General features: G+C 45.1%; 16 protein-coding genes. 9 read left to right on the top strand and 7 right to left on the bottom strand.

Features of this window, described 5'->3' with window-relative positions; all coding sequences use genetic code 11:
* The first annotated feature begins 40 nt into the window (after positions 1 to 40).
* The 3 genes from alc (at position 41) to AC5JPO_RS03185 (ending at position 3,040) form a co-directional block, all read left to right on the top strand.
* Entirely contained in the window at positions 41 to 1,162 is a 1,122-nt protein-coding gene (gene alc / locus AC5JPO_RS03175) for an allantoicase (protein WP_493853236.1), read from the top strand.
* Positions 1,162 to 1,692, top strand: coding sequence for an ureidoglycolate lyase (locus AC5JPO_RS03180; RefSeq protein ID WP_493853237.1), 531 nt, complete (start codon positions 1,162 to 1,164; stop codon positions 1,690 to 1,692). Before alc ends, AC5JPO_RS03180 begins: the two co-directional genes overlap by 1 nt.
* Positions 1,693 to 2,215: 523 nt before the next feature.
* Positions 2,216 to 3,040: a DUF5020 family protein gene (locus AC5JPO_RS03185; protein WP_493853238.1), complete on the top strand. Its 825-nt coding sequence runs from the start codon at positions 2,216 to 2,218 to the stop codon at positions 3,038 to 3,040.
* Between the two features lie 126 nt (positions 3,041 to 3,166).
* Here AC5JPO_RS03185 and guaD read toward each other — a convergent pair whose 3' ends face one another.
* The 5 genes from guaD to AC5JPO_RS03210 form a co-directional block, all read right to left on the bottom strand.
* A complete protein-coding gene (gene guaD, locus AC5JPO_RS03190; RefSeq protein WP_493853239.1) occupies positions 3,167 to 4,588 on the bottom strand; it encodes a guanine deaminase in 1,422 nt (473 codons plus the stop codon).
* A 108-nt stretch (positions 4,589 to 4,696) separates the two neighbouring features.
* Positions 4,697 to 5,761: an XdhC family protein gene (locus AC5JPO_RS03195; RefSeq protein WP_493853240.1), complete on the bottom strand. Its 1,065-nt coding sequence runs from the start codon at positions 5,759 to 5,761 to the stop codon at positions 4,697 to 4,699.
* Positions 5,754 to 8,327 carry a xanthine dehydrogenase molybdopterin binding subunit gene (gene xdhB / locus AC5JPO_RS03200; protein ID WP_493853241.1) on the bottom strand — a complete coding sequence of 858 codons (2,574 nt, stop codon included), beginning with the start codon at positions 8,325 to 8,327 and terminating at the stop codon, positions 5,754 to 5,756. Before xdhB ends, AC5JPO_RS03195 begins: the two co-directional genes overlap by 8 nt.
* Before the next feature lie 64 nt (positions 8,328 to 8,391).
* Positions 8,392 to 10,092 (bottom strand): xanthine dehydrogenase small subunit, encoded by a 1,701-nt coding sequence (locus tag AC5JPO_RS03205; protein ID WP_493853242.1) that lies wholly within the window; start codon positions 10,090 to 10,092, stop codon positions 8,392 to 8,394.
* A 925-nt stretch (positions 10,093 to 11,017) separates the two neighbouring features.
* Positions 11,018 to 11,629, bottom strand: a complete 612-nt coding sequence (locus AC5JPO_RS03210; protein WP_443524159.1) for a flavodoxin family protein — start codon at positions 11,627 to 11,629, stop codon at positions 11,018 to 11,020.
* Between the two features lie 726 nt (positions 11,630 to 12,355).
* Between AC5JPO_RS03210 and AC5JPO_RS03215 the strand changes: the two genes are divergently transcribed.
* Complete coding sequence (locus AC5JPO_RS03215; RefSeq protein WP_493853243.1) at positions 12,356 to 13,612, top strand: YeeE/YedE family protein; 1,257 nt, start codon at positions 12,356 to 12,358, stop codon at positions 13,610 to 13,612.
* Between the two features lie 104 nt (positions 13,613 to 13,716).
* Here the strand turns inward: AC5JPO_RS03215 and AC5JPO_RS03220 are convergent, their stop codons facing one another.
* Positions 13,717 to 14,607, bottom strand: a complete 891-nt coding sequence (locus AC5JPO_RS03220; RefSeq protein WP_493853244.1) for a purine nucleoside phosphorylase YfiH/LACC1 family protein — start codon at positions 14,605 to 14,607, stop codon at positions 13,717 to 13,719.
* A gap of 139 nt (positions 14,608 to 14,746) precedes the next feature.
* A complete protein-coding gene (locus AC5JPO_RS03225) occupies positions 14,747 to 15,820 on the bottom strand; it encodes an RluA family pseudouridine synthase (RefSeq protein WP_443524825.1) in 1,074 nt (357 codons plus the stop codon).
* An 869-nt stretch (positions 15,821 to 16,689) separates the two neighbouring features.
* Between AC5JPO_RS03225 and AC5JPO_RS03230 the strand changes: the two genes are divergently transcribed.
* The 5 genes from AC5JPO_RS03230 (at position 16,690) to AC5JPO_RS03250 (ending at position 24,694) form a co-directional block, all read left to right on the top strand.
* Positions 16,690 to 17,898 (top strand): outer membrane protein assembly factor BamD, encoded by a 1,209-nt coding sequence (locus AC5JPO_RS03230; RefSeq protein ID WP_493853245.1) that lies wholly within the window; start codon positions 16,690 to 16,692, stop codon positions 17,896 to 17,898.
* 138 nt (positions 17,899 to 18,036) lie between these two features.
* Positions 18,037 to 20,262, top strand: coding sequence for a DNA primase (locus AC5JPO_RS03235; RefSeq protein WP_493853246.1), 2,226 nt, complete (start codon positions 18,037 to 18,039; stop codon positions 20,260 to 20,262).
* Positions 20,263 to 20,807: 545 nt separating this feature from the next.
* Positions 20,808 to 22,730: an RNA polymerase sigma factor RpoD gene (gene rpoD, locus AC5JPO_RS03240; RefSeq protein ID WP_493853247.1), complete on the top strand. Its 1,923-nt coding sequence runs from the start codon at positions 20,808 to 20,810 to the stop codon at positions 22,728 to 22,730.
* Between the two features lie 185 nt (positions 22,731 to 22,915).
* Positions 22,916 to 23,875, top strand: coding sequence for a bestrophin family protein (locus AC5JPO_RS03245; RefSeq protein ID WP_493853248.1), 960 nt, complete (start codon positions 22,916 to 22,918; stop codon positions 23,873 to 23,875).
* Positions 23,876 to 24,310: 435 nt separating this feature from the next.
* A complete protein-coding gene (locus AC5JPO_RS03250; RefSeq protein WP_134292530.1) occupies positions 24,311 to 24,694 on the top strand; it encodes a YbeD family protein in 384 nt (127 codons plus the stop codon).
* Positions 24,695 to 25,177 lie beyond the last annotated feature (483 nt).

Here is a 25,177-nt window from a genome sequence, read left to right on the forward strand (position 1 = left end):
TACGATAAATACAACCTAATATAGAATAAAGGAAATAACGATGAGTCAAAGTAGTTCAGAAGTCGGACAAATTCTCTCAGCAAACAACCTACCTGAGACATTGCCAGCATTTACCAAAAAATCAAACGTGGCTGACAGTCGCTTAGGCGCAAAATCACTGTTTGCGACTGATGATTTTTTTGCAGATAAAAGCCGTATTCTAAATCCGGATGCGCCTATATTTGTGGTTGGTAAATTCGATGACAATGGTAAATGGATGGACGGCTGGGAGACGCGTCGCAAGCGTCATTTAGGTTACGATTACTTAGTTATTCAACTTGCCCGCCCAACCAAAATCGCTGGGCTCGATATCGATACCAGTCACTTTACAGGTAACTTCCCATCTTCTGCCAGTGTCGATGCTTTGTATGCACCAGAGCTATTACAGCAGGCTGATACTGAACTTACCAACCTAAGCAAAAAAGACTGGGACGGTAAGAACTGGCAAACGCTTGTAGGTATGACGCCGCTACAAGGACACAATCATGAGTTTGTCGAGATCGATCATGAGCAAACGGTGACCCATATTCGCTTGAACATCTATCCAGATGGCGGCGTTGCTAGGCTACGTGTCTATGGTGATATCCAGCTTGATGCGAGCCTTAATACTCAAGGCGAGTTGCTCGATTTGGCAGGTGCGCTAAATGGTGGTCGCGCGATTGCTAGCAATGATGCGCACTTTGGCGCAGCCAGCAACTTACTGTTACCGACCAAAGCACCTAACATGGGAGATGGCTGGGAGACGCGTCGTCGCCGTGAGCCAGGTAACGACTGGTGTATTATTGCTTTAGGCCAAGCAGGTATCGTTGATTCTATTGAGATCGATACGGCTCATTTTAAGGGCAACTATCCTGACAAAGTCTCGATCCAAGCGGTCTACTCACCAAACACACCAGAGCAAACGCTAGTGACTCAAAGTATGTTTTGGGAGACGTTACTTGAGCCGCAAAAGACCAATGCTAATGACGTCCATACTTTTAGTAAAGATAAGCTTCAAATAGAGCAGCCTATCACTCATATTCGAGTAAATATCTTTCCAGATGGTGGTATCAGCCGCGTGCGTATATATGGACAGATTGCTGACAATGCCGCGGCCCAGCCCAACGATAGCGAGACTACCTAATGTCTGTCATATTAACCGCCATACCTTTGACGAAGGAAAATTTTGCCCCCTATGGTTCGGTGATCGAGCGCTATAGTGATGATGAGCAAACCGCTGACAATACTTATGAGATCAATAATGGCTATGCCGTTCGCCATCATGCCCTTGCTGAAAGCCAGCTCGATGGTGGTACAGTAGGTATGAGTATCTTTCGTGCCAAAAAGCGCGAGAACCCTATTGTCCTCTCCGTCATGGAGTACCACCCACTTGGAACACAAGCGTTTGTGTCTATGGAAGGTCAGGACTATGTTGTCGTTGTTGCAAAAGCGGGTACACCGCCCCAGTCTGCTGAGGACCTCGCTGTATTCTATGCCACCTCTCATCAGGGTGTGCAATATGACGCTAATGTCTGGCACCATCCACTACTGGCTCTAGGGCGTGATAGTGATTTTCTAGTGGTTGATCGCATCAATGGCGACGGTAACAATTGCCATGAGATAGATATTACTGACTGGCATGTATTTATTAAACTAGCAGACGAGTGCAGCTAACCAGCTAATACGGCACGTACGATACAAACTAAAAGCCAGCTAATTCCCATTAGCTGGCTTTTTTACGTTTGGCAGATTGGCAAGTCCTATCTATGTTGACTCAAAGGTATTTTATACAGCCCAAATTGGGGCATAAAAAGGTCTATTTTGGTGCTTTTATCACGTGCTTTTTCATCCAAAAGCATTGTTTTTTATATTTCCTTAAATATATAGGAGATGCGTCTAGCATTTAAGAAAAACCAAGGACTATTTTGCTTATTTTATACCCTAATAATAGCAAATAAGCATAAAAGTCAGCAAATGCTGCAGAGCGTAGATTTTATAGGTTCGTGGCATGATTATTGAATACTCTTTAGGGGTAAGCGTATGAATGATACTTATTGATTTCTACTTAAAAACAGAACCGGTCAATAGCACGCTTATTGTTAGTTGATAGTGATTTTCAAACAACAACCTATTTTATGAATTATCAAAGATAAATTTAAGGTAATTAATATTCCATCGTACATAAAGGAGTTACATTTTGCATTTTGATTTACGAACGAGCCCACTCTCCACCTCTAAACTGTCTAATCAGCAACCATCTAGTCAAAAAAAATCTAGCCAAAAGCCGTCTTTGCTTAAACCGTTATCAATGGTAGCAGTTGCTGTCGCCGCTTTCGGTAGCATGTCTAACCTCCAAGCTGAGACCTATTTTACCGATACGAGCGTTTCTGTACTTTACGGCAATAACTATGACCTTGTAGAGGATGGAGAGCTGACGACTGTTACATTAGAGCATGTCTCTGCGCACGACTGGGGCGGTGTATTCTTCTTTGTCGATCGAAATCAAGGTGCCAATGATATTGAAAACAATAGATTTAGAGAAACTTATGGCGAGCTGTCTCCTACACTAAAAATGGCAACTTTTAACGATAGCTTTATAAAGCAAGTTAATTTAGCCGCTACTTATGAATTTGGCTCAAACAGTACTGGCTTTGATCAAGACAATTATTTGGTTGGTATTGGTGCAGATCTAAATATCCCTATTCCAGGGACAACGTACGCGTCTGCAACGCTATACCATGCTTTTAATGACAATATCGATGATGATCAACAAATCACCTTGACCTACGGTTGGGAGCGTAACAATTTTGTAGTGGACGGCTTTATCGATTATTCATTTAATAACGATAATATTGAAGATAATATTCATATCAATCCGCAAATCAAATACAATCTACAGGAGGTGCTCGGTATTGATAACCGCCTAGAAGTCGGCATGGAGTATAGTTATTGGAAAAACAAATACGGTGTCGATGGTGTCAATCAAAGCGCCCCTAGCGCCTTAGTAAAGTTCCATTTTTAACATAGGATAAAGATACCTTTATTCGTAAAAACCCCTGCTGCTATCTGGTAGAAGCAGGGGTTTTTATTTCTGATTAGACATCTACTGGCTGCGTTATTGGTGCAAGCATACACTGATGTATTTGTCCTATAAGGCAGCGCTGCGATAGCGACTCACACCTGCAACGACTGTCTGTTCGATCACTCTATCATCACCCAGCATCATCAGTACAAACAGCTGCTCCTCGAGTGATTTGGTCTGTGCCATACGTCGCTCCATCAGCTCCGTCGCACCCATATCTATGATGACAAAATCGGCTTCTTTATTGGGCATAAAGTTACCGATCTTATCATCCAATAGCAGCGACTGTGCATTACCCAAAGTAATCTGATACAACCCTTGATGCGCTGACAACTGATTGCTCTGTAACTGTTGGACTTTGTACGCCTCTGATAACGTCGTGAGCATAGACAGGCTCGTGCCCGCCCCAACATCGGTGGCGATACTGACACCAGTATAACTTAACGTCTTGGGTAAATCGAACAGTCCACTACCCAAAAATAGATTGGACGTCGGACAATGTGATATCTGTGTGCCAGTCGCGCGTAGGCGCTCATACTCTGATGTCTCAAGGTAGATCCCATGCGCCAAAGTCGTGCGCCTACCTAACAGACCCATATCATCATAGACATCGAGATAGCCTTTGTGATCGGGATACAGCTGCTGAACAAAGGCCACCTCATCACGGTTTTCTGCCAAATGCGTCTGCAAATAGACACTATCATAGCTGGCATATAACTCGCCTGCCAGCCGTAGCTGCTTCGATGTCGAAGTAATAGCAAATCGCGGGGTGATGGCGACATGCTGACGTCCGCGCTCATGCCAGTTATCAATGATGTCTTGAGTATCGCGGATACTTTGCTCAGCAGGAACGCACAGTTGCGCAGGTGCATTTTGATCCATCAATACATTACCCGTGATCATACGCGTGTTGAGCTTGTGGCTTTCGGCAAAAAATGCCTCGGCAGATAGCGGGTGACTGGTAGAGAAAATCATGGCACTAGTCGTACCATTTGCCAGCAGTTGGTTTAAGAAGAACTGCGCAGTGTCGTGCGCTACTTTTGGATCAGCAAAATTGGCTTCGGTGACAAAGGTATAGTTGTTGAGCCAGTCGAGCAGTTGCTCACCATAAGCGGCAATCATATCGATTTGCGGATAGTGCACATGGGTATCGATAAAACCTGGCATGATGAGTTTGTCGCGATAGTCATGCACTTTAACTGCTGGCTTGCCCTCTGCAGTAGCATACGTTGATAAGATAGTCTCGATACGACCGTACTCTACAATGCGTCCTGTCACATCATCTACAACAAGCGCACCATCAGCAATATATTCAGGGTAAATGCGCTCGCCTGCAATCACGGGTAATAACATTGTGCTGTGATCAATAGTTGATACCTGTGCATGATCAGGTTGATTGGTGTTCGCTATTTTAGAGGGTGTACGCTCAGTACGATCGCTTTCGGTCAAATAATGCAGCAGTCGAGCTTGATAAATATGTAGGGTCATTTGGTGGTCTCACATGGCTTAATAGTACTGAGCGTTTTGATAAATAAGTACTGAGCGTTTTGATTGTTTAATAAAAAGTGACACGGTTTTATGAGGTAATTAGTTCCTTCAAAGAGCAGCCTGATGATAACGCTGTAGCAACTGTGCCACGATAGAGACTGCTACTGCCATTGGCTCTTTGCCGCCGATTGATAGTCCAATGGGCATGACGAGCTGATTTACTAATGACTCACTATAACCGCGCTGAATCAAACGGTCTCTAAAACGTTTGGCTTTGGTGGCCGAAGCAATGCAGCCGATATAAGGTACTGGGATATCTGAGCGCTTATCATCATCTGGGCTGCTATCAGAAATAGTATCTAATGCTGCTCGCACCAGCTCAAAATCAACACTATGGTCATGCGTCATAACCAAAATAAAACGCTGACCGCCCTGCTCTATAAATGGACGCACAAAATCGACAGGATCGTCATCGATATGCGGACGGATATGCGCTGGTAATTTGTAAGAGGTTGGTTGGGTTGATGCTGTTTTGTTTGATGCTAATGGTCGTGCTTCAGCATCGTTATGTGATATTGAAGTGTGGCGGTTACAGTCTGTCTGATCTGCTTTATCAGTATTTGGCTTATTACTTAAGTAACGCTCAAACATCTCTGGGCGACTGTCCACCCAATCTACCTGACATGGCAATTCAGCAAGGATGGTCATGAGTGCTGAGGCCACATGTCCTGCCCCAAATACCAGTAATGACATCGGCGGTATCACATTAAAGCATTCAAACATAACGGTGACGCTACCGCCGCAACACTGTGCCAATTTCGCACCCAACGGGTAATGTTTGGTATAAACCGCGTCTCGGCGCACCGCTTTAGAAGGATTTAGCGCGCTTTCACTGTCAGTTTCAGAAACTTTTGGTTTGACTTCCTTTGATACCGTTGCTGAAATCTCACCGTTCAGTAGCTGACGAGCAGTAGTAATCACATCGTGCTCGAGACCGCCGCCGCCCAGCGTATCTACGATGCCATCCTGCGTGACGATCATTTTGGCCTGTAGCGCACGCGGAGCCGAGCCATTCACAGCCACAACCGTCGCCAACACATGAGCGGTACCTTGCTGCTGATATCGTGCCAGACCTTCATACCAGATCACTGGCGGTGCTAATGACTCACTCACTGTGCGCAGGACCTCTCGCCCCTGCGACATTCGGATGCTCTATCGCTTCTGGCTGCTCATCGGTCTGTTTGCCTGTTACCTCTTTTGGATCGATATCTTTTGCATGGCGCACATCTTGCGGCATGACCTTGTCGTTATAAAGGTCGCCATTTTCTTCTACGCCTTTGACAAGGCTATCCATCGTATCCTTGTCCACTTTGGTCTCTAGCTCCCATGAGGCACCTTCCATACGCATCACTGCCTTTAGTACCGCTTCTGGCGTTGCAGGCATGGTCAGTTCTGGATTCTTTTTATAATCACCGAGACTTGCGACGGCATTGTTGAGTGCGCACCAGACACTGGCTGCTAACATAAACGGCGGCTCACCAACGGCTTTAGAGTTATAGATAGTTTGTTCTTCGTTTTTGCGGTCGTATAATTTGACATTCCACTGTTTAGGCACGTCATGCGCAGTTGGAATTTTATAGTTGGCAGGACTGTCAGATGCGAGTTTTCCTTTATCATTCCAGATTAGCTCTTCTGCTGTGAGCCAACCCATGCCTTGCACAAAACCGCCTTCAATTTGACCGATATCAATGGAAGGGTTAATCGACTGTCCTGCATCGTGTAGCACGTCACAGCGCAGCACTTTGTACTCTCCTGTCAGGGTGTCAATCTCAACCTCAGCGCAGGCGGCACCTAGCGCAAAATAAAAGAACGGACGCCCCCATGCTTTAGAACGATCATAAAATATCTTTGGCGTTTTGTAGTAGCCAGTAGACGATAGGCTGATGCGATTCTGATACGACAGCTGAATCATTTCAGCAAAAGTTAGCGTTTCTTTATCACCAATATAGACATGGTTATTTTCAAAACGTATGTCTTCTTGTGCCACCTCAAAATGCTCAGCTGCAAACTCAACGATGCGCGCTTTGATGCTCAAGCAAGCATTTTGCGCCGCTTTACCATTGATATCAGTACCTGATGAGGCTGCCGTTGGCGAGGTGTTAGGTACTTTATCTGTACGCGTTGCCGATACTTTTACCGTATCCAGATCCACATCAAACTCATTAGCGACGATCTGGGCGATTTTGATATATAACCCTTGCCCCATCTCTGTACCACCGTGATTGAGATGGATACTGCCATCGGTATAAATATGTACCAGCGCACCTGCCTGATTGAGTGTCTGCACGGTAAATGAAATGCCGAATTTGACGGGCGTTAGTGCGATGCCTAAACGCTTGTCACTGCCTTCAGCAGCAGCTTTTTGATTGGCTTGTATGATTTGCTGACGGCGATTGTCATAATCGCAATCTTCTGCCAGTGTGCTCATGATGGTCGCCAAATCGAAATGCTCAATGGTCTGACCATAATGCGTACTTTGACCATCTTGATATAGATTAGCTAGGCGCACTTGCAGTGGATCTTGACCCAAGGTATAGGCAATATGATCCATCATATATTCAGCCGTCATCAGCCCTTGTGGTCCACCAAACCCGCGATAGGCTGTATTAGATACCGTATGGGTCTTGCAGCGATGACCTGCCACATGAGCCGCTGGATAATAATAGGCATTATCACAATGGAACATCGCTCTATCGACAATGGCATCGGACAGATCTGGCGCATAACCGCAGAGACCAGCCAACTGCATGTCGACGCCTAATATACGACCTGACTCATCCAAGCCAACCTCATAACGGTTGGCAAACTCATGACGCTTACCTGTCACAACCATGTCGTCTTGACGGTCTAGACGCATACTGACAGGGACATTGTGCCGCTTGGCAATGATACCGCACAGACAAGCCCATGCCGCGGCTTGCGTTTCTTTACCGCCAAAACCGCCGCCCATACGGCGCACGACTGTGTTTACCGCATGAAATGGCAAGTCTGTTACTTCAGCGACCAGTTGCTGCACTTCACTTGGATGCTGTGACGACGTGTATACTTCTAGCCCGCCATCATCACACGGCACCACGTAAGACACTTGCCCTTCAAGATAAAAGTGCTCTTGCCCGCGCATATGAATATGACCTTCGATACGAACTGGCGCGTTCTCAAGCGCCGTCGCTGCATCGCCGCGCTTCATAAAATGACTTGGACGCACAAAAAACTCTTGCTCTAGCGCTTTATCAATACTCAGCACCGCAGGCAACGGCTCATACTCGACAATGGCTTTGGTAGCCGCTTTTTTGGCAGCGCGGTGACTGCTCGCCACCACTACAAATAGCGTCTGACCGACATATTCTGTAATGTCATCTACCATCAGCGGCTCGCCATCGAACACCGCACCGATATCCGTTTGCGCCGGCAAATCCTGGAAACTTAAAACATCTATAACCCCATCAGCCTCTCTAACAGCGCTCAAATCCATACTCAGGACACGTGCATGAGCATGGCTGCTCTTGCCAACTGCTAAATGTAGCGTACCTTGTGGTTTTGCAATATCATCCACATAGGTTGCCGTCCCCATGACATGACTGATCGCACTATCATGCTTGGCAGAGGTGCCAATTTTGTTTTTTGGCGGACGCACACGGCGGATACTATAACTGTCGAATAAGGACGAATGATGGCTCATGGCAAGTCTCTTCTATTAATACGCTTTTATTGATGCTGTTTTTAATTTTTGACAATGATGACGATTAGGCACTCTCAGTCTGCATAGCTGCTGCCAACTGCTTACCGCACTTCACCAATAGACGCTGTACCACATGCATGCGGTATTCACGGCTGGCTCTGACATCAGTCATTGGTGTCACATCAGCAGATAAGCGTTGGGCTGCCTTCTCAAAACTTGCCACTTCAGTAGCTTGTCCCATAAGTGCTTGCTGGCACTTGGTCGCTAATAATGGTATCGCTGCCATACCACCAAGGCCTAGCTTAGCACTCTCAATGATTGCACCATCTGCTGACACGTCCAGTCGCGCCGCAAGCAAGCACGCTGAGATATCATCTTCGTAGCGTTTGCTAATCTTATGGATAAATAAGTGCTGATTGTCTTGTAGCAAAGGAATATGAATAGCGACGACGTAGCTACCTGCTTGTAGCCTGGTCTTTTTATAATCTAAGAAAAATTCTGATAACGGTATGATTTCATCCGTATGAGACGAGCCGCTTGACGCTTCAGTATTAGTCGCACAGTGACGCAAATGAATAGAAGCGTCCAGTGCCAATAGAATCGGTGGCAGATCACCAATCGGCGACGCGTTGGCTATATTGCCCCCAATGGTGCCCATATTACGAATTTGCGGAGAGGCAATACGCTCAAACACTTGCGCAAAGGTTGGGAAGTGTTGCTCAAGCACAGGCAGCATCTGTTGATAGCTCATGCCAGCACCTAGCACTAGTGACTGAGCTACCAGCTTTTCGCTATCCGACTTATCACTATTTGAGTCAGGTTTTGCGTCAAGTAGCGACCATGACTTTAGTGCCTCAACACCTGAGAGCTGAATAATGACGTCATGATCGATTAGATGCTGGGTTACGCTCAGGCCTAAATCCGTGCCACCTGCCCAAATCGTTGCCTGCGGATTGGCTGCCAATACTTGATTAAGCTCATCTACTGTTTTAGGCATATACAACTGTCGCTCAGCATCAGTCAATGCAGCTTCAGTATTTTTTTGCGCTGTATTATCTGGTTCAACTTCAGTTAAGGCAGTATGAGAGGCTGCTGATTGTTTTGTACTACTCATGGCATCTGTCGCCAAACTGACCGTCAGATCTTTCACCGCTGACTGCTCTACCTGTCTTTGCTGACCGATATCACCCATCAGTAGACCCGCTTCAATAATCGGACGATAACCCGTACAGCGACATAGGTTGCCAGATATCGACGCGACGACCTCATCATAGCTCAATGGCTTGGCATCACTTTGTTCACTGTCATTCTGATTGGTTTGCAAACGCTTGTTTTCGTAGACACAAGCCAGCGACATCACAAACCCAGGGGTACAAAAACCACACTGCGATCCATGACACTCGACCATTGCTTGCTGGGCGGGATGCAACAAGGCACGATCGGGGTGATGCTCAGGATTGTCTGCTAAGTAAGCCGCTGTCATTACATGATGACCATCCATGAGCGAGACTAGCGTGATACAGGCATTGATAGTATAGAACGGCGACGTAATGCTTTCATTACCGCCGTTTTCGACATCAGACGACTGCTGGTTGGTTGTGGGTAGACGCTGAACCATCACCGTACAGGCACCGCAGTCACCACTACCGCAGCCTTCTTTTGTGTCCATTTGGCCTTCATACAATCGTAGATACTCAAGCACCGTCGTATTGGGGTTAAGCTGGGTTAGCTCTTGGATTTTTCCATTGAGATAAAAACTAATCATAGCAAGGCTCGGCTAAAATAATGAAGATAAAAATAAGGAATTTGACGGCTCAAACACTCAGCTTAAGCATCCGACTTGTATCGTATTGCAACTGTTTTCGTATCATTTATGGGTGCTACAGCCTTTAATTTATTGACTGCTCTGTGGCACACTTGCAAGATACCAATACATTGACGACAGTACACTTTTATAGTAAATAAACGGATAAAAAATATCAGCAATCATCAGGCAGTTTCGTTAGAAATTCACAAACAGTTTAGAAACTAATGCTAGAGATATAATTTTAAAGACATAAGATACCTGACTATTTGGTCAGCTTTCAACATATTATCACTATTCTTATTTACAATACAACCCATTAGGATGCCTACCAATACTACCGAATAGTTGTTATATAGACGGATGCTCAATGGCTCTGATTGATATGTGTAGTAGCAAATATATTGCCACTATGCATTCGCTTTAGCCATATAGGCAACAGACCGAGCAGAGTGATCAATAAAGCAGGTTGCCATTGAATAAATAATCCTTTGAAAAACAAGGTCAAACACATATATCTTGTCTAAACTTTTATAGCTGGCTGGTTTTTATATATAATAGCTAAAATACATCCAACATTTTACTGCCATTATTTATGATAATCGGTAGTAGAAAAATATTACTGGTCAACACTGCCCTCGAGATACGATCATGAAGTCATTTAGCTTTATTTATTTGTTGGTAGTGACGATAATGCTGACAGGGTGTCAGGCATTTCAGTTTGTTGACAGCCCCATCCCTGTGACCGCTGCCCCTACTACTACGCTAATTGCTCAATAGAGACTCGGTACAAAAACTCTCTCCAAGATAAATTTGGCATAAAAAAAAGCAGACATTATAAGGTGTCTGCTTTTTTCTTCTACTAGTCTGTTAGCTATCCGCTCGTCTAGCTTTTAGTATCAGTTGGTTGGTGCTTGATAATAGTCTTTGCCAAATGATCACCGAACCAAATAGCGGTGTCGATATCCCCTTTTCCTGGTGTCTCTTCAGGTGGACCATCAAGCGACTGCGTCATCAAACCCAAAAAGCTAGATAAACGGTTTAAATCATGTGACTCATGACCTGTCGGCATCAAGGGCAGACCGATCCAGTTCATGCCATGCTGCATCGCATATAACGAAATTTGCTGTAGTACAGCAAGCTTATCACCGCTCAAACCGCCCGAGTTGGCAAAGGCTGCGGCCCACTTGCCTTCCCACTTACGGTTGTACCAGCGCTTTGAAGTCTCATCCATAAAGGTCTTAAATTCAGCGGTCACGCTACCCATATATACTGCACTACCGAAAACCAGCAAATCTGCCTGATCTAAATAGTCCCAATCAATATCATAAATATCGACTGCCCTTGCTTGAGCTTGCGGCAATTGCTGATGCGCACCTTCTACGATCGCTTCAGCGACACGCTTGGTATGACCATAATTACTATGAAAGATAACAGCGATTGATACGTTGGGCGTGCTATCAGTAGATGTTTCAGACGATTTAACAGGTGTATTCATACGTACTCTAATAATAAATAATTGGTTGAATAACAAAGATTATAAAATATCGGCTACTTAGCGATGGTCAGTAGCTTGTGACATCGCTTTGATTGGTAAAGGCGTCATCATTATCACTAATGAGCAATCAAGTGCTGACAGGCGACTCTAAGCAATTGATTACTAAATCAATCATTCTCATGGACAAAAGCGTCGATGACAACATTTCTAAATGGTAAAATCTCTAAATGACAAAGCTTGCACATGATTTTTATACGTCAGCGTACACGTATCATCATATATGCGATGAACTTCATTGAATTCAAGCCTATTGTATCAGACGTATTTTTATTTTTGAGTTATTTGTTAGATTCTAACCTATCAAACTATTAGGCTACGCGGTTTACCAAACGATGCGCTATGCATGATCAATACAGCCTAAAGTCTTACCTTAGATAGACGTAATGGCTTTCATACGCTGATAACCCTTATGTTTATTAACTACATAGACGACTATCAACCTCGAACAATATCAGCAATTAACTCCTATATTCCAAATAATTATATGCTAATTCAAATTATTCTACTCGCTTCAGGTTTACATTACGATTAATAGGATTAAGATGTAGCGCTTCTCTTAATTTGACCGTATGACCACTTTCAGCTCTGTAGACCTACATACATATAAAACAGAAATTCTCATAAAAACGATATCTGATAAAACTGTCGGATAAGGAAGCTATTACCTTGACTACTACTCTCGTTCAACCTGTAAACGATACAAAAGACCCCATTGTCAGAGACGATCTTGCTCTGAATGCCCCGCAAAAACCCTTGATCATAGGGGGCGGTATCGTAGGATTAATGGTGCTTGTGTATCTACTGGCCACCCAGCATATCTCTCAATCATTGCTACTTGGCATTGGGCTGTTGTTGGGCTATACCCTCTTTCATGCACGCTTTGGCTTTACCTCTGCTTTTAGACGCATCATGGCAGTGGGCAATGGTCAGGCGATGCGCTCTCATATGCTGATGCTAGCGGTTGCCGTCACCTTGTTTGCGCCCATACTTGCTTATGGTACGACGCTATTCGGTGGACCTGTGGCAGGTTATGTCGCCCCGTTAGGTGTCAGCCTGATCGTCGGTGCATTCGTGTTTGGTATCGGCATGCAGCTTGGTGGAGGCTGTGCCTCTGGTACGCTCTATGCGGTAGGCGGCGGCCGTTCAGTGATGTTTATCACCTTTATCTTCTTCATCATAGGCGCGACGATTGGCGCTTATCATTTGCCGTTTTGGACTGAGGAGATGCCCGCAGCGGCGCCTTTTTCTTTGGCAACCTCCACAGATCTCGGTTATACGGGGGCATGGCTATTGTCTCTTGCGATATTCGGTATCATCGCGTGGGTGACTCTGATCGTTGAGAAAAAAAGAAACGCACCAAAGATGGCGCCCGTACCCTCTGAGTCTGGCTGGAGAAGAATCTTTCGCGGTTCTTGGCCACTGTTTGCTGCCGCTATCGTATTGGCTCTACTCAACGGACTGACACTGCTCACGCGTGGTCAACCGTGGGGGATCACCTCTGCCTTTACATTATGGGGTTCTAAAATTGCAAGCGGCTTTGGTATGGATGTCGCCAGCTGGGGCTACTGGCAGGGTGCTAATGCAGCAGCTCTAGAAGCCTCTATCTTCGCAGATTCGACCACGGTACTAAATATCGGTATCATCGTCGGTGCGTTTATCGCTTCTGCAGCGGGCGGCTTATTCAAATTTACCAAGATTACCACAGGTAATTTTGCAGCGTCTGTCATTGGTGGGTTGATGATGGGATATGGCGCACGTTTAGCATTTGGCTGCAACATTGGCGCTTATTTTGGCGGTATCGCTTCTTTTAGTTTGCATGGCTATATCTGGGGCATACTCGCAATGGCAGGTACGTTTTTAGCACTCTATTTACGTCCTTTATTTGGCTTGTCAGTGCCAAAATCTAGCGATTCTGTTTGTTAATGCAGATCTTGTGTTAATACAAACTTAGTTCTTAAATAAAAAAACAGCAGATTATTCTGCTGTTTTTTATTGCGTGCTGTGTGGTGTATATAATTAGAGCGCTTCTAACGGCGCACAACGACCAGTGCCATGCGGCCGGTTGCCGGCTGCTGCATGTGTGTCTGACGACGGTAAGAATAATAGTGAGTATTTGCGTAACTACAATCAACCGGCAAATCATTCATAATGGTAGCGCCAGCCGCTTCTAACTGCATGGCAGCAAGCTTCGGTAAATCCAGCTTGACCTTGTCATCGATAGATGGGATAGAAAACAGCGTCGCAAAATTATCGATATGTTCCTGTGATAATGCCTGATGCTCTATGCATCCTGCTAGTAGCTTATCGCGAACGTCTGTATTTACTTCGTAGTTAGCCTGACTAATACAGACCCCTATCCAAGCCTGTATAGCCCCTGAATCGATAAAGCGCTGTACCGTCTCTTGAATGACGCCACACGCCAGCCCTTGCCAGCCTGCATGGATCGCCGCTATTTTGCCACTGGTAGGCTGGTATAAGACAATCGGCACACAGTCTGCCGTCATGATCGCTAGTCCGCGCCCACGTTGTTGACTCACCATGGCATCCGCAGCCAGTGGCGCCATACTTAACATCGTCGCATCAATATCATGGATTTGCTTACCATGGACTTGACTGACCCAATGTATACTATTGATACTGCCATACTGCCCATCTGTCGATGACTCACTTGCCAGCTGCTCATTGATAGCAGCTAATAGACTCATACGGTTATCTAATACTTGCAGTGCATTATCATTGACGTGAAGACCTAGATTCAGCTCACCATAATTTGACTGACCCTCATACCCCATACGCTGGTTTTTGGTAACAGAGTCATCCATATCATCATACGCAGCCGTCTGAAAAACAGCCACTTCGTCCATTTGCGCAAGCACTTTCATTGGAAAGTTATTTGTTGTCGGAAGCTTATTTATCATGACTGCTCTACCCCTTTATCCACCGATTACCTCACAATGAGGTTGGTTGTATCACTGCCGTAGACTAGATAGGTGTCATACCTGTGTACAGCAATGACTCAACCGCAGCATTGTTTCCGTAGCTTTGTTTCAGCAGGTTTTACTCTTCATCATAACCATCACTTAATACGGCTATTAGTTTTTGCATGTCCTCTGGCAGCGGCGTAGTAACTTCGATGTCTTCACCAGTCGCCGGATGAACAAAACCTAAAGTATAAGCATGCAGTGCTTGGCGCGGGAAATTATTAATGGCTTGACGCTGTGCTTCGGACAATCCTGCACGCAATTGACGACGTCCACCATAAACACGGTCTCCTACTAGCGGATAAGTCACATGACTCAAATGTACACGAATCTGATGTGTACGACCCGTCTCAAGCCCCACATCTAGCAGGCAGTAGTTGTCATTAAGGGGCGTCACTTTCAGTAAATGCGTCACCGCTTCACGGCCTGCTGTCATGACTGTCATTTTGGTACGCTGCGTACGATGGCGTCCAATCGGTGCATCAATACGGCGATGACGCAGCAAACTTGCTTGGTCACCTGCTACCACACACTTATAGTGACGATAAACAGACTTGTCTTTTAGCTGCTCCATGAGTGCCATTTGAGCAGGTTTGGTCTTACCAATAAGCAGCAGCCCAGAGGTGTCCTTGTCAATACGGTGTACCAGACCAGCACGCGGTAGATGGTGCTGCTGCGGATAATGGTATAGCAAGGCATTGACTAAAGTGCCAGTTTGATTGCCAGCCCCAGGATGAACCACCATGCCGACAGGCTTATCGATCACCAGCACCTCATCATCTTCGTAGACCACATTGATATCAATATCTTCTGGCTGATCTTCGCTATGCTGCTGCAGCGTCGTTGATAGATGCAGCACGTCATCTGCTTTTACACGGACCTTTGGCTTTTGTACCTTGCCGTTGTATAGCAAGCTGCCGTCAGTTATCCATCCTTGTAACTGCACCCGTGAAAAGTCTGAAAATACTTGCGAGGCGACTTTATCAATGCGCAAACCAGACTCTTCTTCTGTGACGATGTGTGTCATATCTACGACTACTGGCACCGCTTGACCTGCTACTGGCGCTTCATCATCGTCGCTATCATCTATATCATCTGCATCGCCATCATCAATGCCATGCTCTTCAACACCATCATCGTCGATGAGCATATCGTCGTTATCCAGTACTTCATCATGTGCTTCATCAATCATTGTCTGATTATCAGGTAGCTCTTCATTATTTAAAACGTTATTTGGCATTGGTGGCTCTTGTGCTGATGAATCAGTCTTTGACGATTGATTCTGTGATAAATGGGTAGTCATGGCGTTATTGTTCATAGCGAATTTATACATATCAAGACCCTTAACAGATAGTGATAAGGCAGCCTTAAAAAAAGTAATAAAAAAAATTATAAAAAGCTGGCGTTTTTTGACCTTTAGCTGCCGAACAAAAGCAATCAGGACTCAAAAAATCGGAAACAATATCGCCATAGTGTACCATGTCACGCGCCCAAGCCCTATAAAAGTGGCTGGTATCTATCGATTTTGAGCGTTTAACATTTACCCCTTAGCTCTCTGGAACATAACATTGCTGTAATTTACTGTATATTTGTTCCAGCCAGTGATATTCGATATCGCTCGTGATAGCCGCTCATGTTAAACTGCCTGTAAAATACCTGTGGCGAAAAAATAGACGAAGCTGACGTTATTCTATAAAGTGTAGCCATGTTTTGCTGTATGCTATTGCACTATATTTGAATGCTTTGTATTTGAATGCCCTGTTGACATGCCGTATTTGAGTGCCGTTGTATTCTATCGACAACGTTTGCTCTCTATATCGTTTGACTGTGATAAAACACGCATGCGCGGCTGAACATTTATAAATTTTTCATAGCTTAATCAGTTCTATGAGTAAAATACGTCATAACAAAAACTGCATTCGATAAAAACCTTATTATTCGTGAATTGTTTTTATCACTAACCTTTTATATAGCATGATAGCGCTGCTGCTATTATGCGTCTTGTGTCGGAGAAGAAGTATGCAAGCTGTTGGCAATACGTTTATCAAGCTGTCCTCAATAACCTTACTTGCGCTTAGCGTCAATCTAGTGGGTTGCCAAACTTTCAAAAACCTAACGGGTGCCAAAGACGTCGATGCGGTAGAAACTGCAGAAAAATCAGAGCAAGGTTACTATAGCGATGCCGTTGCTCAAATCGACAAAGGTCGTTATCTCCAAGGTATTGAAGAATTGACCAATTTGCGTACTTTTTATCCAACTGGACAATATGCTGAGCAAGCATTGCTCGACATGATGTACGCACAGTATGAGGCTGATAAATACGAGATGGCAGCGGCAAGTGCTGAGCAATTCATCCGTCTATATCCGTCTAACCCGCAAGTCAGCTATGCTTACTATGTACGTGGCGTTGCCAATATGGAAGGCTCATCTGAGAGCTTAAAGCTATTCAAACTCAACCAAGCAGAGCGTGATACTGCGTATTTGCGTATTGCTTTTGCCAACTTCCAAGAGCTTATCAACAAGTATCCAAACAGCCCTTACGCACCAGATGCCGCTCAGCGTATGACCTTTATCTATAACCAGTTTGCTGAGAGCGAGATGAGCGCAGCCAACTGGTATATTGAGCGTGAAGCTTATGTGGCTGCTGTCAACCGCGCCAAATGGGTGTTCCAGTACTACCCGCTCAGCGAATCGATTCCAGATGCGCTAGCCGTCTTAGCCTATAGCCACGACAAGCTTGGTCTAACAGATTTGGCAGACGAGTACAAAACCCTCTTGCAAATCAACTATCCAGATATGTTGACCAGCAACGGCAGTGTGAAGCTAAGCACCAAACGTGATCGCTCTTGGCTCAACAAAGTGACTTTTGGTAAGCTTGGTCGCTCAAACACAACTGACAACTCAGTGGCAACTGGCGAATATAATGGCGCGACCAAGACCCAAATGATTCGCAATGCCAATCAGCTCAGACTACCAAGTGATAATGGCATAAGCGCTGCTCGTGCAGCCACTGCCAACACTACGACGGCCTCAGGCAACAACGGTATCAATGTTGGACTAGGTCTGCCAGAAGCATCGGCTGAACGCGTTACCAGTCAATCAAGCACTGGCTCTACGGCGAGAGAAGCCAACGTTGATCCACAAAACATCAACCCAACACGCCGCACCACCCTAGATGATAGTAGCAATAGCATACTACTGACCCCATCAGATATGGACGACGAATAATCCCATTCAGTGACTGGGTTAAGTCGCCATCCTCTATATGATTAATAATAAGGTCAACACTATGTTGGCCTTATTTTCCTAGTGGTATGCTATTCGCTCTGCCCCAATATAATTGACCTATGGTAAACTGTTTTTTGTATGAGCATCCCTAACCATATTCTTGAACAATTAAATAGCCAAGCTGACCTGATCAGCATTATTGGTCGACATACCACGCTCAAACGTGCTGGTAGTGAATATAAAGGCTGTTGCCCCTTTCATGGTGAAAAATCACCCTCATTTTATGTCAATCCACAAAAAAACATCTACCATTGTTTTGGCTGTAGTGTTGGTGGCAATGCCATCAGTTTTTTGCGTGATTATGAAAGCTTGACCTTCATCGAAGCGGTCAATGAGCTGTCCAAACAAACAGGTATCGAAGTACCAAAAGAAGAACAACAAAACGTCAGCTACCAGCGCCGCGCACCCAAACCTGTGCCTCCGCCGCAGGCACCAAACCGTTCTAATGTAGCCGTAGATCGAGCTGTCAATCAAAGCCATCCAAATGCTAGCGACTCAAGCAAGAGCAATATAAAACAGGCTCATACAGATCCTAGTCATGCAGATCCTAGTCATGCAGATCCTAGTCACGCAGATCAGAGCCATGCAGATAACCGCGACCAAAGCTACATGGATCAGCCCAGTTATCCAGATGCTCAGGGCTACGATAATTTCCCGCTGATAGATGCTTACGATTCAGTGCCATACGCAGCGGACTCATATCCGTCCGATTATTCACAGGACGATGGCTACCCGCCAGCATGGCTGACGGACACCGATGCAGGCATAGCTAGTATTGAGACGACTGACCAAGATGGCAATTTATACGAGCTGCTAGAGCAAATTCAGCAGTTTTATCAGCACAACCTAACCACTCACCCTCATGCCAAGCAGTACTTTTTGTCTCGTGGACTCACTGAAGAGACTTTTGAGACTTTTGGTTTAGGTTACGCGCCATTTGGGTGGCAACATCTTGAGCACCAGTTTCCACAAGATATTGAAGGACTCAAAGCCTTGGGACTAGTGCGCCAGTCAGAATCTGGCCGCGACTATGATCTGCTGCGCGATCGGGTTATTTTTCCTATTCGTGATAACCAAGGTCGTACTATTGGTTTTGGTGGTCGCGCGCTCGATGACGAGGTAAAGCCCAAATATATCAACTCCTCAGACTCGCCTGTCTTTCACAAGCAGCACGTACTCTATGGCTATTACGAATCGCGCCAGCAGCGTGCCAACGACTGGCTGGTGGTCGAAGGCTATATGGATGTGATTGCACTGTACCAAGCCGGTATCTATGGTGCTATTGCGTCAATGGGTACGGCCATCAATGAAAGCCAGATATCACGTTTATTGACTCTAAACCCAACGCTTACCTTGAGCTTTGATGGCGATAGTGCCGGACAAAAAGCGGCTTGGCGTACGCTTGAAGTTGCTCTGCCTGTATTGGCCGATGACAAAGAGCTACGGTTTTTGACCCTGCCTAACAATCATGATCCTGATACGTTTATCAAAAGTCAGGGCAGCGATGCCATGCGTGAGCAAATCAATAATGCCATGCCGCTATCACAGTATATTTTTGCCTATTTGAGTGAGCGCTATGACATGAGTCTGGCTGAAGGCAAAGCCAAACTCATGTCGCAAGTACGCTCGCTGACCACCGCCTTACCTAAAGGCAGTAGCTTTCGCTATTTGCTCAACAATGATGTGTATCAAAAGCTTGGCGGCAAGCGCAGTCAAAATGTCGAGGCCAAAGATGCGCTGCTAGATTTTGATGGTGACATGACCATCAGTCAGCAACTGCAGCTTTGTTTTTTGTTTCAGCCACGCGCGTTAGTCGATGATCCTATTGAGTCAATATGGCAACAGTCTGGTCTTACAAGATTAAAACTACCAGCCCACATACAAAAAAAGGCCGCAAGCGATGCATTGCGCGCTATCGCATGGGAAGACTTACAAGATGCTGCGCTATTGAATGTCGTCACGACCATCAAGCGTTGTATCACGCACTTACCAACAGACGCCAATGCGGCGGCACACTTTGTATTATCTAACCTTGAGCATACCAATCAAGTGACATTGAGCGGTAGTTGGGGCGGGTTTTATAGAGCGCTAACCGCAAGGAACGTCCTCAGTCTTGATGATTTGATTGAAGAGCTGGTAAGCTCACTACTTGAGCGTAATATAAAGAAAAAAATGCAAGAGCTGATAAAAAACCCTGATCATATCAAACAAGCAATCGTACGTATGCAAGCCCAGCATTTGAGTAATTGGCTGCGCGCGCAACATGCCGAACGCTCATCACAGATGGTCACTGTCCAGTCTTAATGCTCAATTTCAAATGTCGACCCTTTAAAAGTTTAGTTACTGCCCCCACTACTAATGATTATGCCCAGTAGCATGAGCAGCTCCTATATCATTCAACTGATAATAAATAATCAGTAAAAATAGCTAGTAGCTATCACTAGCTCGTGCTTGAGAGCTGCGGTCTGTGTTAAACTGTGTCGCTGTATATTGACAGCACTGCTTGGTGAATGATTGCGAGCATGCATCGTTAAGCACAAATTTTAGGTATTATTTTTACGTATCCGCTTTTAGATACTATTTTTAAGTACTGTATTTTGAGTACTATATTCTTTTAGGTACTGTATTGAAGTTTTTTAGCTTTTCTAATTTTTAGCTGTTTTTTAGCATAGTTATTTTTTTAGCATTGTTATTGTAGTGTTTTGAGCCTTTATTCATATCAACTCATTTTTGATATTATTGACAACCTCTACGCCATATTTTGATCAATCGACTGATAAGATCAACGCAAAGAGCGAGCGATAGCGTGTCACAATATAAAAATGTCCGATGCAAGTAAGCGAGTATTTATGAACGATAAGTCAGTTTCTAAGTCCACATCTCAACTGGCCACCTTAATCCAAATGGGCAAAGAGCAAGGGTATCTTACCTATGCTGAGGTGAATGACCAGCTGCCCGACTCTATTACCGAAAGCGATCAGATCGAAGATATTGTGCAGATGCTAACCGATGTTGGTATCAAAATCTTTGAGTCTGCTCCTGATGCCGATGACATCTTGATGAATGATGATTCAAGTGACGATGACATGGCAGCAGATGAAGCAGCAGCGGTACTCGCCTCTGTTGAGACCGAGCCTGGCCGTACCACTGACCCTGTCCGTATGTATATGCGTGAGATGGGTACCGTTGATCTACTGACCCGTGAGGGCGAGATCTCTATTGCTAAACGTATCGAAGAAGGTATTCGTGACGTGCAGCATGCCATGTCTTACTGGCCGGGTACCGTACAGTTCGTCCTTGATGAATATCAAAAAGTACAAGACGGCGAAAAAAAGCTGTCTGATGTCATCACTGGTTTCTTAGATCCTGAAACTGAAGAAGACAAAATCGCTGCTCAAGAAGCAAAAGAAGCGGCGAAAGAAGAGCGTGAGCGCATCAAAGAAGAAAAAGAAAACCCACCAGTTATCAAAGCCAAGGTCAATGCCAAAGCTGAAGACCTTGATGATGAAGACGAAGATGAAGACGACGTTGAAGAAGAAGCTGAAGAAGAAACCAGCGGTCTTGATCCAGAAGAAGTACGTCTACGTCTAGAAGAGATCGAGCATCTATTCATCAAAGCCAAGCAAGCCTTGCTAGATTATGGTCGTGGTAGCGTACAGGCAGATACTGCGTATGCCCTACTTGCTGAACGCTTTATGATGCTAAAGCTAAACAACCGCCTATCAGATCAAGTCATGGCAATTATGCATGATGTCTATGACGATGTGCGTAAGCAAGAGCGTCAGATCATGCGTCTGGTAATTCGCCGTGGTCGTATGCCGCGCGAAGAATTCCGCAAGACTTTCCCAAGCAATGAAACCAACGTTGATTGGCTCATTGAGCGTATCAAAGGTAAGCCTGCATTTGCTGGTACGCTAGAAAAAGTCACTGATGACGTCATCTTATTACAACGTCGTATCCGTGACTACGAGCAGCAGCTCGATATGAAAATCCACGATATGAAAGACGTGGCACGCCGTATGGCTGTTGGTGAAGCAAAAGCTCGCCGTGCTAAGAAAGAGATGGTCGAAGCCAACCTACGTCTGGTTATCTCTATTGCGAAAAAATACACCAACCGTGGTCTACAGTTCTTGGATCTGATCCAAGAAGGTAATATCGGTCTGATGAAAGCCGTTGATAAGTTTGAATATCGCCGTGGTTACAAGTTCTCAACCTATGCTACGTGGTGGATTCGTCAGGCAATCACCCGCTCTATTGCTGACCAAGCGCGTACCATTCGTATTCCGGTACATATGATTGAGACCATCAATAAGATCAATCGTGTCTCACGTCAGCTGCTACAGGAAATGGGACGCGAGCCAACACCTGAGGAATTAGGCGAACGTCTAGAGATGGACGAAGTCAAAGTCCGTAAGGTGCTCAAGATCGCTAAAGAGCCTATTTCCATGGAGACGCCTATCGGTGATGATGAAGATTCACATCTAGGTGACTTCATCGAAGATGGTACGATCTCAAGCCCTGTCGACGATGCGACGTCTGCTGGACTACAAGAAGCCACTCGTGATGTACTCGGCAACCTAACTGAACGTGAAGCGCGCGTGCTCAAGATGCGTTTCGGTATCGATATGCCAACGGATCATACGTTAGAAGAAGTCGGTAAGCAGTTCGACGTCACGCGTGAGCGTATTCGTCAGATTGAAGCAAAGGCTCTACGTAAACTGCGTCATCCATCGCGCTCTGAGCATCTGCGTTCGTTCTTAGAGAACGACTAATACTCAAGCCAGCGACACAAAAAAGCCGAGTTTATCTCGGCTTTTTTGTGTTTAACGAATCCACTACAGCGTTATCAACTGTTCACACAGGTTGCTACGTTTGAGGTTGACCCGATGGCTATTGAAGTCAATAGTGATGCTAATGCTGTTAGTGTGACCACAAAACCCACCGCTAGGACGCCGACATGATTGTCCGCCAAACCCCAAACGCACTCAAAATATTTTTTACCCTACGCGGCTCTATTGTTCCCAAGATCTATCCGCAGATTTTACTGACCACTTTACTTAGCACGCTGATAACGGTTATCCAGCACTGGTACCCTAACTCGTTCCCTTATTATGGTACGGCGACCTTTACCTTGATAGGTATTGCACTATCGTTGTTCCTTGGGTTTCGGAACAATGCCAGCTATCAGCGTTGGTGGGAAGCGCGGACGCTATGGGGTCAGCTGGTCTATGATTCTCGTAGCTTAGCTCGCCAAGTGCTGTCCTTTATAGATGAGGACAATACGACTGCCATAGAAGGTGGCGAGAATAGCAACGAGACTGCACGCAATACTCAGCGAACGATGATATATCTTACCATTGCTTTTGCCCATGCTGTGCGTCATCGATTGCGTGGTACTGAACCATGGGCGGATATTGAGCCTTTTGTCGCATCGACGCATCATGACCATATGCACCAAGCGAAAAGCGCCCCTGACTATATAATGCGCCTGATGGGTAAGCAGCTTGGCGATATTCGGCGTCAGGGACTGGTATCGGAGCAAGTCATACAGAACATGGACGAGCGCCTGACCTCGATGACGATTGTACTGGCAGCTTGCGAGCGTATTCACAACACCCCGCTGCCATTTGCTTATATGCTGCTGGTACATCGCACGACCTACCTATACTGCATTATGTTACCCTTTGGACTAGTAGCCTCGCTCGGTTGGGCGACCCCGTTGATTTGTGCCGTGATTGCTTATACTTTTTTTGGTCTGGACGCGCTGAGTGAAGAGTTAGAAGAGCCTTTTGGCTTGGCGGCTAACCAGTTACCTTTGATTGCCTTGTCACGCACTATCGAGATTAATCTAAGAGAAGCATTAGGAGAAACGGACATTCCGCCTGATATCCCTCCTATCAATGGTTATTTGCAATAGCTTCTATTAATAGTTCTAATAAAAGCTAATTCACCCAATACTTCGTGATAGAACGGACTAAATACAGACTTCACTTGAATAATTGCCCATAGACCACTATAAACAGTGCATATATTCTCTACCTAATATAGCTATTCCACTATAAAAGTAGACAGCGTTGACCTCACTTGAAGTATCACACATACATCTACATTCGGTTGCCTTGTACTACTTTTAAATTGAATCGACTATAGCTTGACTGATACAAATGCCATTTACGACCATACTGAGCCTGTCTCAGCTTTTTGCGTTATGATTGATTTTGGCATGACTCAAGCAGATGTCTGACTCACTGGATGTCTATAGCGGTGATTTTTCCATTATGTACTATCAATTACTTACTACTAGTTACTGATTAACTTTTTCTTATTTCCCCATAAAAGCGAGGCTCATATCATGAGTGATGATTCAAACGACAACAATTCAAATAACCCAACCAGCAATCAGCCATCAGTGAAAGTCACTGATCTGACGCCAAATAAAGGCGTTCTAAAAGGCAAAAAAACGGACATTCAAAATCCAGAGCTTTGGGATTTTCCAATGAACTACCCGCTCAGCATCATTGGTCATGAAGGCGAGCATGAGAGCTTACTCAATGAGATAAAGCTCATCTTGGGTAGTCAGTTCCCTGATTTTGATCTGGCGTCTATCGAAGTTAAGCCATCAAAGACAGGTCGTTTTCACTCAGCACGGGTCAATCTATACCTAACGGCTGCTGAGCAAGTCAACGCGCTTTATGCGGCACTTGATAATGCCAAAACGGTTCGTATTGTGCTGTAGACAACTTAGAAAACTTTAACGCCTTTTTAGTCCAAATCGTCACTCGCTAGTAATAAGATACGGGTGGCGATTTTTTGTGGTTTGATGTACAATCTGCGCCCGCATTATTGTCGTCATGACTGCCTTTTTCAGTCAACAATAACCGAGAGAATGAAAAGCGAAACGTCACGATATTTTTACAAAAAATTTATTATTGACCGCATTCGCGTCTAACCCTTATCCCATCGTCCTTTGCCAAAATTTGGACCGCCTACAACCTTGTAGCAACATATTTTTATTCTAAAATCAATATAGTATTTTCAAAATTTTCCCGCTATATTGTGCCTACCAATTAACAAACACGCTATATGTAGTACTCAGTGATTTTAACCATCACTATGAGTAGTGGCAGTCTTTTGTCCAAAAAACAACCTATCACAACCCCGCATAATAGCGTTATAAAGAATGTCTGCCGCCCACTCGGCGCGTAGCATCACTATAAGC

Source organism: Psychrobacter sp. H25 (genome assembly GCF_059076335.1).

Coding starts and splice junctions, on each gene's coding strand:
- xdhB (WP_493853241.1), bottom strand. CDS start 8,327: ATGAGCCATCATTCGTCCTTATTCGACAGTTATAGTATCCGCCGTGTG.
- AC5JPO_RS03230 (WP_493853245.1), top strand. CDS start 16,690: ATGCAAGCTGTTGGCAATACGTTTATCAAGCTGTCCTCAATAACCTTA.
- rpoD (WP_493853247.1), top strand. CDS start 20,808: ATGAACGATAAGTCAGTTTCTAAGTCCACATCTCAACTGGCCACCTTA.
- AC5JPO_RS03225 (WP_443524825.1), bottom strand. CDS start 15,820: ATGCTCATCGACGATGATGGTGTTGAAGAGCATGGCATTGATGATGGC.
- AC5JPO_RS03210 (WP_443524159.1), bottom strand. CDS start 11,629: ATGAATACACCTGTTAAATCGTCTGAAACATCTACTGATAGCACGCCC.
- AC5JPO_RS03235 (WP_493853246.1), top strand. CDS start 18,037: ATGAGCATCCCTAACCATATTCTTGAACAATTAAATAGCCAAGCTGAC.
- AC5JPO_RS03205 (WP_493853242.1), bottom strand. CDS start 10,092: ATGATTAGTTTTTATCTCAATGGAAAAATCCAAGAGCTAACCCAGCTT.
- AC5JPO_RS03250 (WP_134292530.1), top strand. CDS start 24,311: ATGAGTGATGATTCAAACGACAACAATTCAAATAACCCAACCAGCAAT.
- AC5JPO_RS03245 (WP_493853248.1), top strand. CDS start 22,916: ATGATTGTCCGCCAAACCCCAAACGCACTCAAAATATTTTTTACCCTA.
- alc (WP_493853236.1), top strand. CDS start 41: ATGAGTCAAAGTAGTTCAGAAGTCGGACAAATTCTCTCAGCAAACAAC.
- AC5JPO_RS03180 (WP_493853237.1), top strand. CDS start 1,162: ATGTCTGTCATATTAACCGCCATACCTTTGACGAAGGAAAATTTTGCC.
- guaD (WP_493853239.1), bottom strand. CDS start 4,588: ATGACCCTACATATTTATCAAGCTCGACTGCTGCATTATTTGACCGAA.
- AC5JPO_RS03220 (WP_493853244.1), bottom strand. CDS start 14,607: ATGATAAATAAGCTTCCGACAACAAATAACTTTCCAATGAAAGTGCTT.